11 protein-coding genes are annotated in these 12,539 nt (G+C 51.7%); 4 read left to right on the forward strand and 7 right to left on the reverse strand.

Annotated features, from left to right (window positions below; genetic code table 11):
- Nucleotides 1-53: 53 nt before the first annotated feature.
- Nucleotides 54-2,192: an ATP-dependent DNA helicase DinG gene (dinG, locus tag ABWV76_RS18390; RefSeq protein ID WP_020412151.1), complete on the reverse strand. Its 2,139-nt coding sequence runs from the start codon at nt 2,190-2,192 to the stop codon at nt 54-56.
- 89 nt (nt 2,193-2,281) lie between these two features.
- Complete coding sequence (locus tag ABWV76_RS18395) at nt 2,282-3,451, reverse strand: 1-acyl-sn-glycerol-3-phosphate acyltransferase (RefSeq protein ID WP_353376893.1); 1,170 nt, start codon at nt 3,449-3,451, stop codon at nt 2,282-2,284.
- A gap of 326 nt (nt 3,452-3,777) precedes the next feature.
- On the opposite strand from ABWV76_RS18395, the gene nhaC reads away from it, so the two are divergent.
- The gene (nhaC, locus tag ABWV76_RS18400) at nt 3,778-5,244 is read left to right on the forward strand and encodes a Na+/H+ antiporter NhaC (RefSeq protein ID WP_282951474.1); all 1,467 of its coding nucleotides are present in this window, start codon (nt 3,778-3,780) and stop codon (nt 5,242-5,244) included.
- Between the two features lie 19 nt (nt 5,245-5,263).
- On the forward strand, nt 5,264-6,307 hold the full coding sequence (locus tag ABWV76_RS18405; RefSeq protein WP_020412148.1) for a DUF3549 family protein: 1,044 nt from the start codon (nt 5,264-5,266) through the stop codon (nt 6,305-6,307).
- A 24-nt stretch (nt 6,308-6,331) separates the two neighbouring features.
- Here ABWV76_RS18405 and ABWV76_RS18410 read toward each other — a convergent pair whose 3' ends face one another.
- Nucleotides 6,332-6,478, reverse strand: coding sequence for a hypothetical protein (locus ABWV76_RS18410; protein ID WP_353376895.1), 147 nt, complete (start codon nt 6,476-6,478; stop codon nt 6,332-6,334).
- 349 nt (nt 6,479-6,827) lie between these two features.
- Here ABWV76_RS18410 and ABWV76_RS18415 point away from each other — a divergent pair, with 349 nt between their 5' ends.
- Complete coding sequence (locus tag ABWV76_RS18415) at nt 6,828-7,022, forward strand: hypothetical protein (RefSeq protein WP_157533369.1); 195 nt, start codon at nt 6,828-6,830, stop codon at nt 7,020-7,022.
- 93 nt (nt 7,023-7,115) lie between these two features.
- On the opposite strand, the gene ABWV76_RS18420 is transcribed toward ABWV76_RS18415, so the two are convergent.
- Nucleotides 7,116-7,268 carry a hypothetical protein gene (locus ABWV76_RS18420; RefSeq protein WP_157533368.1) on the reverse strand — a complete coding sequence of 51 codons (153 nt, stop codon included), beginning with the start codon at nt 7,266-7,268 and terminating at the stop codon, nt 7,116-7,118.
- A gap of 70 nt (nt 7,269-7,338) precedes the next feature.
- Here ABWV76_RS18420 and pgi point away from each other — a divergent pair, with 70 nt between their 5' ends.
- Nucleotides 7,339-8,961, forward strand: a complete 1,623-nt coding sequence (gene pgi / locus ABWV76_RS18425) for a glucose-6-phosphate isomerase (protein WP_020412146.1) — start codon at nt 7,339-7,341, stop codon at nt 8,959-8,961.
- Nucleotides 8,962-9,119: 158 nt separating this feature from the next.
- Here pgi and ABWV76_RS18430 read toward each other — a convergent pair whose 3' ends face one another.
- From ABWV76_RS18430 to ABWV76_RS18440, 3 genes are all read right to left on the reverse strand, one after another.
- Nucleotides 9,120-9,887 carry a slipin family protein gene (locus tag ABWV76_RS18430; protein ID WP_020412145.1) on the reverse strand — a complete coding sequence of 256 codons (768 nt, stop codon included), beginning with the start codon at nt 9,885-9,887 and terminating at the stop codon, nt 9,120-9,122.
- Nucleotides 9,888-9,964: 77 nt separating this feature from the next.
- Nucleotides 9,965-11,392 carry an NfeD family protein gene (locus tag ABWV76_RS18435; protein ID WP_020412144.1) on the reverse strand — a complete coding sequence of 476 codons (1,428 nt, stop codon included), beginning with the start codon at nt 11,390-11,392 and terminating at the stop codon, nt 9,965-9,967.
- A gap of 119 nt (nt 11,393-11,511) precedes the next feature.
- Complete coding sequence (locus ABWV76_RS18440) at nt 11,512-12,528, reverse strand: aspartate carbamoyltransferase (RefSeq protein WP_026304938.1); 1,017 nt, start codon at nt 12,526-12,528, stop codon at nt 11,512-11,514.
- Nucleotides 12,529-12,539: the final 11 nt, after the last annotated feature.

Genomic DNA, 12,539 nt, shown 5'->3' on the forward strand with positions numbered 1-12,539 from the left:
GATTCACGCACCCCGCACACACTGACAGAGAAAGTCGGAGTACTTATAAGAGATTACTCGATTCGGCGACTGAAGGGCGGTAGTGAGTTAAGTATTGCCTGACCGTAGCGCCGGGTAACTACTCGCCGATCCAGCAGAGTGACAGTACCGCTATCCCCCTCAGCCCGCAGTAGGCGACCACAGGCCTGAACCAGCTTCAAGGCCGCATCGGGCACAGTAATCTGCATAAAGGGGTTACCACCCTTGGCCTCAATCCATTCTGCCAGTGCAGCCTCAATTGGGTCATCCGGCACGGCAAAAGGCAACTTGGCAATCACTACATGGCGACAGTAGTCACCGGGAAGGTCAACCCCCTCGGCAAAACTGGCGAGCCCGAACAGAACGCTGTTGCCTCCTCCATCGATTATTTCTCGGTGGCTATCCAGCAACTGTTGGCGGGACTTCTGCCCCTGCATCAGTATGCGATTGCGCCAGGTGCCTGGCAGCGACTCGTAAACAGTTTCCATCTGCCTGCGAGAGGAAAACAGCACCAGAGAACCACCACTGCCATTGAGTAGTTCCGGCAAGGCATCAATCACCGCATCTGTATGGCGGTCTGCATTGCCTGCATCCACTGCGCTGGCAGGAACCTGCAAAGTAGCCCGAGAGAAATCAAAGGGACTAGGTACCACTTGGTAACTGGCATTGTCCGGGGTACCTGCTCGCATGCGCAAACGGTCAAACTTACCCAATGCGGTCAGCGTGGCTGAGGTAAGCACCGCACCGTAACAACGTCGCCACAGGCTGTACTCCAGAGCTTTACCCGCGAGTATCGGTGAGCTGCACACCTCAAAATCAGTAGAGCCACCCCAGTCCACCAGGGTTACCCACCGCGCCTGCGGCAAGGCACCGCCAGTATCGGGGCGGGCATAATTGGCCCAGAGCTGCAGGTTGGCTTCGGCACGGCCATACCAGCTGCCCAATTGTGGATACCAGCGCTCCAAGTCCACAATCGGCACAGGTGAATGTGCATCTTCCAGCATTCTCTGGGCTGTTTGCAGCATTTTATTGAACAAGCTCTCCAGCTCGTCGAAATCCTCGCGCAATTTTTCTGCAAGCTGTGCCATGGTCTCCGGCACCACACCGCCCTCAAAACGGTGGCGGGTGGTGTTACCGCGTTCATCCTCAAATTCGCACAACTCCTCAATCAAGGGCCACATCTGCTCAAGGCCCTGTTTGGCCGAGGTCAGTACCGCTGGCAGCTGTTCACCGCAGCGATCCAATTCCGCACCATCACCAATTTCCCCCAGCATTTGCCCCAGTACTTTATTGACCTGGTCCAGCCAACCAGTGGAGGCACCAACCCGGCTGTGGTGGGAAAAATGATTTAGTGCTTTATCTGGTAAGTGGTGGGCCTCATCGAGTACATAAATTGTCTCTTCCGGCGGCGGCAATATAGCGCCCCCCCCCAGAGCCAGGTCTGCCAACAACAAGTCATGATTGGCCACGATTACCTGGGTCTTGCCCAAATTCTCTCGAGCGCGAAAGAAGCTGCAGTTAGTTACATGAGGGCATCGACGGCCACTGCACTGACGGTGGTCTGTAGTCACCCGGCTCCAGTCATCGGCTTCAATCGCATCTGCCCAGTTATCACGATCACCATCCCAGCTGCCGGCTGCCAGGCTGTCGGTCATCTTCTGGTAGAGGGCAATGCTCTCCGCTTCCACTTGGGGTAACTCGTCTTCATAGAGGCCGAGGGAAATACCGGTGCCACTTGCGGAGAAACTGGAAAGTAGTTGGTCCAGCTTAGACAGGCATAGGTAACGACCTCGCCCCTTTGCCAGACTGTATTCAAACTTCAGACCACTATGGCGAGCAACTTCAGGCAGATCCTTGTAGATAATCTGCTCTTGCAGAGCCACAGTGGCAGTAGAAATCACCAGGGTCTTTTCCTGGGCCTGAGCCAGAGGGATAGCTGAGAGGAGATAGGACACTGTCTTGCCCGTACCTGTACCAGCCTCAACCACACAAATATGCTCACCATCGCTCTTTTCCACATCGCGTTCGCCGCTGGCATTCTGGCTTATAGCCCCAAGCGTACGGGCGATGGCCGCCACCATTAGCTTCTGCCCGTAACGGGCCTTAAGCCCACGGCTGGACAGGAATTGGCTATAAGCGGCCTGGATGGCGGTTTTGTGTTTGTCGTTGAGCACAGGAAGTGGAATCTATTCGCTAGTGAGTGGCGCAAGGGGCGCTATTATCCACTAAGCACACTCTCGCCACCACTCCACCCAACCAGTGATCATTCAAATGCCAGACGGGATACCACCGGATTGGCATAGGCCTGGATAGCTTTGTCGCGCCAGCGCTCATCAACTTTGGCCATACGCGCCTTGAACTTCTCTCGGGTTTCCTCGTAATCCCTGGGATCCCATGGCTTTGATGGGTAACCCACCGGCAAGCCACATACATCACCATAAAGCATCTCATAGGCGATTAAATTGGTGGGGTGCAGGACATAGTTGCCCACAATCTGGCGGTCAATCTCTTCAGCCAGGCTGTTTACATCGTCGAAGTCTCCTTCGATCGGGGTGCCAAAAGCGGTATGAACGCGCCCCTTCTGGCCAATAACCCCCTTACCGATGGAGGCAAGGTCTTCATTCTTGGCCTTTTTATACTCTTCCTTGTGCTCAGTGACGTAAAGTTCTTTGGCCTTCTGGCCATCACAGGGATCCCATTCGTAAGAGATGGACAACGGCACAATGTGCAGCTTCTTCCAGAACTCGGCAAAAGGCGTATCCCGATCCTTGGTCATTGCAAACATGGCTGCGAGGGCCGGATTGGTGCGATCCAACCCATCCTTGGCACGGCCCGAGCGCTGTGCAATCCACACATGCTCGTTTTCGTTGACGATAGAGTAATAAATGTAATTGGATAGCTGGCTCGCCGCTGCCAGCTTCTCGCGACGGCTGCCGGAACTGCGCTTGACCGTAAAGCACTTATTGAGCTTCATAATGTCACTGGCAAACTGCTTGCTGAGCAGGTTATCGCCAATAGCGATTCGAGAGGTCTCATGCCCTTCCTTATACATGGACACAATCGCAAAGGCAGGGTCCATGGCAATATCCCGGTGATTGCTCACAAATAGGCAGGCGCGATCCCTGGGCAGAGTATCCAACCCAGAGATAGTCAAGCCAGAGGTGGTACGGCTCACCACCTTGTCAATGTATTTATCCACAATCGCTTGCACGCCGCGCACATCGTGTACATTGCGGAATTCAAAGCGTAGAAATTGACGTACCAACCAAGCCAGCGGACCTTCAAGGCGCGCCAACTTAGGAATCAGGAAATGCGCTACGGCATGGGACATTTCTGGATCGGCAATCAACCGGTCCAGTACAGTGCGCACCTCATCATCGCGATAGGGGCGCATATCCTCGAATTGAGCGGGGTCTAACTCACTTGCTCTCATGAAATCACTACCTGCCGGACCTGCTAACTTCAAGTGGCCCTGGCTCATTTTATTGTGCGGCTAAGGCTAGCCGGGATAAGAAATCGGCGCAGAACATACCGGAAGCCTCGCCGAACTGCTAGCACCTCTCCCATCCAGATACCTGATGGGAGTGATGAAAGCATGCTTAGACGGGTCAGTCAGTGAAAAGGTCCTCCTGTTCGGTTCTCTATTCAAAGTAGACTTCACCGCCCCAAGCCGAGAGAATAGGAGGATCAACCGTCGCCGACGGCAAAAACAACGATAACGAAAACGGCACTAGCCACGCAGTCAAGCAGGAGTTCACCTTGTCTCAAGCCAGCCCCAATAATGAACCGCGCAAGCCCAGCCTGCTGGATGCGCTGATCCCACTAGGGATCCTGATCGCCCTGTTATCCCTGTCTGTTTATTTCTACGGTGCCGATTCCTCCTACGGCCCGAACCAGATTGCGTTGCTGTTATGCGCCTGTGTGGTCGCCCTGATGGGTATGAAGAATGGTCACAGCTGGAGCGATATGGAAGGCGGCATGCTGCACGGCATCGGCCTGGTCTTTGGCGCTATTCTAATTCTCTTGGCAGTGGGCGCCCTGATCGGCAGCTGGATACTGGCCGGCACTGTACCCTCTATGATCTTTTACGGCGTACAGATTCTCTCCCCCCAATGGTTCTATGCCGCCAGTTGTATTATCTGTGCCGTCGTAGGCCTCAGTATTGGCTCCAGCTGGACTACCGCCGGCACCCTGGGCGTAGCTCTGATGGGGATCGCTGGCGCCCTCGGCCTGTCCCTGGAAGTTACTGCTGGCGCAGTGATTTCAGGCGCCTATTTTGGCGACAAGATGTCCCCCCTCTCCGACACCACCAATGTGGCCGCAGCGGTAACGTCAAATGACCTGTTTCAGCATATCCGCCACATGATGTCCACCGCTATCCCGGCTTTCGCAATCGCCCTGATCGCTTTTGCTTTCCTCGGCTTCACCTCTGAAGCCAGCAGTGCCTCCGCCAGTGATATCGAATCGTTGTTAGCCGCACTAAAAAGCGAATTTAAGATCTCGCTTATCAGCTTATTACCCCTCGTATTGCTGTTGGCCATGGCCTGGCGCAAAGTCCCAGCCTTCCCTACCCTGATCATCGGCTCCCTGGTTGGCTGTGCGATTGCCCTGATTTTTGAACCTGAAGCCGCACGCCGCCTGGGCGGTGGAGAGGGTACCCTGGCAGCCCTTAAAGGCGCCTGGTACAGCTTGTTCGACGGCTACAAGTCCACTTCCAGTAATGAAAACGTGGCCGCACTGCTATCGAAGGGCGGTATGAGTAGCATGCTTAATACCGTGTGGTTGATCACCTCCGCCATGGCTTTCGGTGGAGCCATGGAGCGCGCAGGCTTCCTGCAAGTGATTGTCACTGGCGTCTTATCACTCGTTAAAACTGTCGGCGGCCTAGTGACCTCCACCGTACTCACCTGTTTTGGCATGAACTTAGCTGCTGGCGATCAATATATGGCGATTATTATTCCTGGCCGTATGTTCCGCGAAGCTTTCAAGGAAAAGGGGTTACACGGGCTAAACCTGTCACGCACCTTAGAGGATTCAGGCACCATCACTTCCGTATTGATTCCGTGGAATACCTGTGGCGCTTTTATGGCCGCAACTCTCGGTATTGGAACCTGGAATTATTTGCCCTACGCCCTGTTCAATATCATCTGCCCGCTGCTGGCAATTGCATACGGCTGGTTGCACTTTAAGCAAAAACCCATCTCTATTGCAGCCACTGCGTCCTAAGGAAGTAGATAAGTCACCCATGAGTGAAAGCGGTACCCTGAGCAGCCTTATAGAAGAGGCTAACTTTAAATTGCGCTGGTTCGACCTGGGCCGGCGCCTGCAGTCTATATCCAAATCCACAGCCGAAGCCTTTGAAGCGGGTCAAAAGCCCTGGCCTTCCCCCTACTTGCGCCAGGCTTGGACCGGGCTTTTACTGCAACCCGCCGAAGGCGGCGAGCCAGCGGTATGGTTCCTGCGTTTTCCTCTCGATGAGCAGGGTAAATTACAGTTACAGGCTCGCGATGGTCTACTGCGTGCGCTGGCACAGGAATTAAGGGGGCCTGCCGCTGAATCCGCAGCGCAGCTGGATCAATTGCTACAACAGAGCGGCCTTCTCTATACCCCTTCTACCGAGCGACAAGCTGCATTTCATGCCCATACCGGGTTGCTGTTGAAACACAAGCCCAGCGCTCATTTTGAAACGGTACTCAGTTACTTCCGCAACCCGCAGGAGTCCCGCTGGGACAACCTGGCACTGCAGGGCATTGCTGACCTTGCCGCTCACTGGGAAAGTGAAAAGGCGCTTCTTATGTGCCAAATTTCAAAGATAGCTGCGCCAGTATTTGTCAGCTTGTGCCACTGCCTGGAAAACGAAACTATCGACCATCAACTGGCAGAAGCCATCATCACTCGAGCCAATACATTACTCGCCGATAGTACGCCTGACTTTAATGTGGTTTGCGCCGCCGCACGCGGTATCTCAAACTCGCCAGCTAAAGGGCTGCGCCAGTCGTTCCTACAAAAACTGCTGCAATCCTCTAACGCGGCTAGGAACAAAGAAGTACTCGCAGCAATTGGCAGTCGCTGCGCACTTGATCTGGAGAACCCAGAACTGGCCAAGCTCTGGCTCACCAACTTGGCGCACACTGGAGATCAAAGCACATTTAACCTGTTACTATCGGACTTAATGTTCATTCCCCAGATACGAAACTCCCTGCTAATCGCATTACGTGACCCTGCACGTGAAGAAACCCTTGCTCAGACCTTTGGTAATTTTCTTCATGGACCCAAACCCACTCATTGATTCAAATACGGCGGTTTTATAATTTTAAAGCTGCCATATCTCAACCAATTCACTAAATGAACCAATAAAAAGCTCTTCCCAACCTCTAACAGAGTGACTCACTCTGAAGACTTGTTGTAAATTTCCAGCAATTCCCACTGCTTCATCCTCCTTTAACAACCACCCTTTCATCATTTATTTCCCGCCACTTTTCCCCAAACCCTCAAAATAAAATTAAAAAACCATCTAAAATTAATCTCTCTTTTGAGCAAGTTTTCCAACTTGGAAGAAGCAAAAAAAATAAATACACCCCGTTAATTTAAATACGCCCTAAACTGGCAAAAAACTCGCTTTTTAAAGCACAAAACACAATAAATTGGCACGACTTTTTTCCAGACTTTAATCTTGGCAGCTATTTAATCCCTGCGCCTATTACACTCAACTAGGCGGTATCTTTGTAGAGAGCATTTTACAAAGCTGACCAACAGGTGACGTTTTATTGGCTATGCTAATGTCTACATCAACGGAAAGGAGTTAGGGGATGAATTTCACTCCAGCCAAGTACTTAATCGGAATTATCAGTGCACTGGTTCTAGCAGGTTGCTGTAGCCCTCCGGCACCTCCAGCTTACTGCCCTCCTGGCGCTGAACAAATTCCTCTTTCAATGGCCTGCCCCGCAGATGCTGACTGCTGGATGGCTTCGGATAGAGTACGCTGCATGAAAGTGGTGAAGTAAAATCACTTTCAAGCAGAACCAGCGTGGTGATTCATACTAAATGAGGTTTTGACCAAATCGGAGCTGACAGACACCTACTCTGAAAAGCTTTATTTAGTATGAATCACCACCAAATGCCGCTTTTACGAGCGGCATTTGTCTTTTGAGCAGTTCATTCTTACCGGAAACTATCCACTGTAATACACTGTAACGCTTCGGGCGCCAGCCAACAGACTGGAATGCGTTAGCATTACCCGCTTTTTTCAATCATGCACCATAAGCTTGTGTGATATTCGCAATAAGAAACCGCTCACAAGAGAGTTAATCAGCAATCACCATGACAAGTGAAACTTTGGCATTCAGCCGAGCCGCAGCAATTCAACAATTGCAGTCTCATTTTAAACAACATAAATGGTCCCTGCGTGAGCTGTTCGCTACCGATACGCAACGTACAAAAAACTTTAGCTGTGAAGCCGCAGGTATTTACCTGGATTTTAGTAAGAATCACCTACGCAAGGATACCTTCCAGTTACTACTCGATTACGCCGAAGAGCAGAATCTAGGCAATCAGATCTCAGCACTCCTTAGCGGCGCCAATGTCAATAATACTGAACACCGCCCGGCCCTACATACTGCCCTGCGCTTCCAGGGTGAACCACAAAATGATCACGAACGCGCAGTGGCTGACTGCCGCACACAGATGAGGCAATTTGCCAAAAATATCCACAACCAAAGTTGGCGAGGATTCAGCGGAAAGCCAATTCGCCATATTGTTAATATCGGTATTGGTGGGTCTGACCTTGGTCCACGCATGGTAGTGGAGGCACTTAGCCCATGGTACAAGGAAGATTTCCAGATTCACTTTGTAGCGAATGTGGATGGTGCTGATCTCAGTGATACCCTTCGGGGTCTTAACCCTGAGGAAACCCTGTTTATCGTCGCCTCCAAATCTTTTTCCACCTTGGAAACCCGCGAGAACGCTCTCTCTGCGCGCCGCTGGATAGTAGCTGCTGGCTGTGATGAAGAGAAACTTGCTCAACATTTCGTTGCCGTAAGCAGCAATATTGTTGCGGCACAGGACTTCGGCATCGCCCCTGAGAATATATTCCCAATGTGGAACTGGGTGGGTGGCCGCTATTCCCTGTGGTCCGCCATTGGCCTGCCGATCGTTCTAGCCTGCGGTTATGAAGTTTACGAGCAGCTGCTGCAAGGCGCTCACTCTATGGACCAGCATTTCGCCAATACCTCTCTGCAGGATAACCTGCCAGTGATAATGGCCCTTATTCAATTCTGGTATCGGCAGTGCTGGAATACCAGCAGCCAGGTTGTTCTGCCCTACGCTCAACGTTTGGCAAAATTCCCAGCCTGGTTGCAGCAGTTAGACATGGAAAGCCTGGGTAAAAGCGTAAATAAAAATGGTCAAGCGCTGGACTATCCGAGCGGCAGTGTAATCTGGGGTACCGAAGGCACTAATGGCCAACACTCTTTTCACCAGCTGCTACATCAAGGTACCGACCTGATCCCCGCGGATTTTATTGCGGTGAAAGAGCCAACTTCTAAATTACATGAACAGCACCGTTGGCTACTGGCATGTTGCATCAGCCAGAGCCAGGCTTTGTTGCGTGGTAAATCCCTGCATGAAGCGCGCCAGGAACTTGAAGAGGCCGGCTATACCCATCGCGAAGCCCATGCACTGGCCCCACATAAAGTAATCCCAGGTAACCGCCCAAGTAATACCTTGATCCTTGATAGGCTGGACCCTCATCACTTAGGGGCTCTGCTGGCGCTGTACGAACATAAAGTTTATGTGGGCGGCTGCTTGCTCAGTATCAATCCGTTCGATCAATGGGGTGTGGAACTTGGCAAACAGCTGAGTTCAAAAATTCATAAGGCGGCCGATAGCGAAGTACCGGAAGATTGGGATAGTTCCACCCGTATTCTGATGGAAAAACTACTGTAGAAAATCCTAGGGCAGAAAGGTATTACTCAACAAAAAAGGCCGCGGTTATAATGCGGCCTTTTTAATTTATCTTAGATTTTACACAGTTAATTTCCTTATTCCTCTCACACCTGTTCTTATAAAAATAATAACACACCTAAAAGCAAGCGGCCCCAGATTTAGGAACCACCAGCCTGTGAACCTCGCTTAAGAAGCGGCTCAATCAAATCAAGCGGCAGCGGAAATACCAATGTTGAGCTGTTATTGGCTCCGGCAATATCAATCATAGTTTGCATATAACGCAAGGTAATTGCATTTGCATTTTTGGAAAGTTGATCAGCCGCCTCAGTGAGCTTCAAAGCCGCCTGGGCTTCACCCTCTGCGTGAATAACTTTGGCGCGCCGCGCCCGCTCAGCTTCGGCCTGCTGAGCTATAGCTCGAACCATACTCTCATCGAGATCGATATGCTTAATTTCAACATTGGTTACCTTTACCCCCCAGGCATCCGTTTGCTCATCCAAAATATTTTGTATATCCACATTAAGCTTATCGCGTTCAGAAAGCATCTCATCCAATTCGTGTTTACCTAGCACAGAGCGAAGAGTAGTCTGGGATAACTGGCTTACTGCCTCGTGGTAAAATTCTACATTGATAATTGCAGACTGTGGGTTGATTACGCGGTAATAAACCACTGCATTAACTTTCACTGAGACATTATCGCGGCTGATAACATCCTGCGTGGGTACATCCATTACCACGGTGCGTAAATCCACACGCTCCATAGTCTGGATGATGGGGATAATAATGATCAGGCCTGGGCCTTTAACTGTTTGGAAACGCCCGAGAAAAAATACCACCGCGCGCTCATATTCTCGCAGGATGCGGATGGCATACATCAGCAGCAGCACTACCGCGAGCACTAGTAGACCAATAAAATAACTGACCATTTTCCTCTCTCCCTGTTCTCACCACCTGAAATCTGCAAGCATGCAAGTACGCTCACAGGTTGATAAATTCAAAACAATTAACCAGGCTCTACATATAAAAGTAAACCGTGCTGTGCGATTACCCGTACACGTTGCCCCGGCTCCAATGGTGTCTCACATTGGGCCTTCCAGATCTCTCCATCGAGGTGCACCAGCACCTCCGTTTCTGTGACATCACTAACTACCGCGGAGCGCCCTACAAGGGCTTGGTCAGCTGGCACCCGCGGCGTACGCAAGCTTCGGCCGATAGCCAGGAAAAATGTCAACAAAAAGAGCCCGCTTACTCCGGCAATTGCGCCAATCAGCTTTCTCGAGACCTGCATGCCGGGAACATCGGTATCAATCAACATTACCGAGCCAATCACCAACGCAATAATCCCGCCAATACCCAAAGCGCCAAAGCTGGGCATAAATACTTCCGCAACAATCAGCAGTGCGCCAACAATAATAAGGGCCAGGCCTGCATAATTAATTGGCAAGACCTGTAATGCGTAAAATGCCAATAATAAACAGATAACTCCGACAATTCCGGGTACAAAGGCTCCGGGGCTATAGCCTTCAAATATCAAGCCATAAATGCCAATAAGCAGAAGAATATAGGCAACCTGCGGATTGGTAATCAGCGCCAGTAATTCATTGCGCCAATCCGGCTCATAATTTTCTATGGGTAGTTGCGCAATTTCTGTTGATAGAGTGATCTCGCCGGAGTCAAGGGAGACCTTGCGCCCTGCAATCTGCTTTAACAGGTCTTGATCATTTTTGGCAACAATATCCACCACATTCATTTCAAGTGCTTCCGAAGCCGTCAGAGTTGCCGCTTCGCGCACCGCCTTTTCTGCCCAATCCGCATTGCGCCCATGGCGCTGAGCGAGCCCCCGGATAAATGCGACCGAATCATTAACCACCTTACGTTCCATCGCAGTACCGGATAGAGGCTTCTCCTCTTTTTCCTCTTCGCTTTTCTCGTCACCTTCTTCCTTTTCTTTTTCCTCTTTTTTTTCATTCTCTTGGGGCTTACCTCCCGGAGTGGGTGTTCCTGGCGGGCCCCCTATTTGTACCGGTGTAGCGGCGCCAAGGGTGGTAGCTGGAGCCATGGCTGCTATTTGGCTGGCATAGAGGATATAAGTACCGGCGCTGGCCGCACGGGCGCCAGATGGGTAGACATAAGTTGCAATTGGAATTGGGGAAGAAAGGATGTGCTGGATAATATCGCGCGAAGCGGCATCAAGGCCGCCGGGGGTGTCGATGTGCAAAATAATTAATTCTGCACCCCGCTCTCCCGCTTCCTCTGTGGCACGCTTAAAATAATCGGTAGTAGCCGGGCCAATGGCGCCATCGATGGTTAAAAGTGCCACATGGGGAAAAGCGCCTTCTTGCGCGGCACTTTTACAAATTAATACGGAAAAAAACAGCGCCAGAAAAGCGACGCTGCGAGAGAAAACCGCAGGCGAAATCTGATTCAACATGCACCTTTCCCTGATGCGATTGCAGAGGCACCCGGACCAGATAGATCAATACTGGCCGGGCTAACTCAATCAGATTAACAGAAAAAAGCGGCGCTATCTGAAAACGGAACCAATCAGCATTAAACCGGGTTGCGGCGACTGTGCCAGTTCACCTCACGGGCGTACTTGTCCACTTGGTTTTCCACCCCCAATAACAGAGCAAACAATGCCATACGAACCAGCAGGCCATTATCTGTCTGGCGGAAAATTGCCAGGCTCGGGTGCTCATTTAGGTCCGTATCCAGCTCATTGGCTTCCGCGCGGGAATCCCGGGGCAGCGGATGCATAATCACCGTATTTGGTTGGGCGTTACGGGTGAAAATTTCACGATTTAGACGGAAGCGACCGCGATAAAGGTTGGCCTCTTCCTGGGAGGCGAAACGCTCCTCTTGGATGCGGGTGGAATAGACAATATCCACATCGGTAATAGAGGTTTCCAGCTGATCGGTGACCGTCACATCATGCCCTATGGTACGGAGCTTCTCTACCACCCCTTCCGGCATAGCCAGCTCCGGCGGAGATACCAGAACCACCTGCACCTTGCCAAACAGACACAACAGCTTGCATAGCGAATGTACGGTGCGCCCGTGCTTGAGATCGCCAATCATAGCGATACGGAAATCGTCCAAAGTGCGACCGTGGGCGGCCAGCTCCTTGCGGATGGTATAGAGATCCAGCAGCGCCTGGGTGGGGTGCTCATTGGCACCGTCACCACCATTGACCACCGGCACGCGGCTCGCCGCGGCAAATTCTGCCACAGAGCCCTCCTGTGGGTGACGCATGCAAATCACATCACTGTAACCAGAGAGCACTCTCGCCGTATCGTAGAGGGACTCCCCCTTTGCCATGGCACTGGCGGTAATTCCAACGGTTTCACGCACGGTACCACCCAGAAGGTTAAAAGCCGCGCCAAAGCTGAGTCGAGTGCGGGTGCTCGGCTCCATAAACATATTGCCGAGAATCGCCCCCTCCAACACGCGTGTTACTTTTTCGCGCTTGGCGTAAGGGGTCATGGCGTCGGCCACATCGAACACGCGCTCTATGTCGGCACGCTCGAACTGGCTGACGGACAGAATATTGGCTCCGATAAAGTCCATGGTTACTCCAG

Source organism: Microbulbifer sp. NBRC 101763 (genome assembly GCF_040371615.1).
Classification (GTDB): Bacteria; Pseudomonadota; Gammaproteobacteria; order Pseudomonadales; family Cellvibrionaceae; genus Microbulbifer; species Microbulbifer variabilis.

Coding starts and splice junctions, on each gene's coding strand:
- ABWV76_RS18395 (WP_353376893.1), bottom strand. CDS start 3,451: ATGAGAGCAAGTGAGTTAGACCCCGCTCAATTCGAGGATATGCGCCCC.
- ABWV76_RS18405 (WP_020412148.1), top strand. CDS start 5,264: ATGAGTGAAAGCGGTACCCTGAGCAGCCTTATAGAAGAGGCTAACTTT.
- ABWV76_RS18410 (WP_353376895.1), bottom strand. CDS start 6,478: ATGAAAGGGTGGTTGTTAAAGGAGGATGAAGCAGTGGGAATTGCTGGA.
- ABWV76_RS18415 (WP_157533369.1), top strand. CDS start 6,828: ATGAATTTCACTCCAGCCAAGTACTTAATCGGAATTATCAGTGCACTG.
- pgi (WP_020412146.1), top strand. CDS start 7,339: ATGACAAGTGAAACTTTGGCATTCAGCCGAGCCGCAGCAATTCAACAA.
- ABWV76_RS18430 (WP_020412145.1), bottom strand. CDS start 9,887: ATGGTCAGTTATTTTATTGGTCTACTAGTGCTCGCGGTAGTGCTGCTG.
- ABWV76_RS18435 (WP_020412144.1), bottom strand. CDS start 11,392: ATGTTGAATCAGATTTCGCCTGCGGTTTTCTCTCGCAGCGTCGCTTTT.
- ABWV76_RS18440 (WP_026304938.1), bottom strand. CDS start 12,528: ATGGACTTTATCGGAGCCAATATTCTGTCCGTCAGCCAGTTCGAGCGT.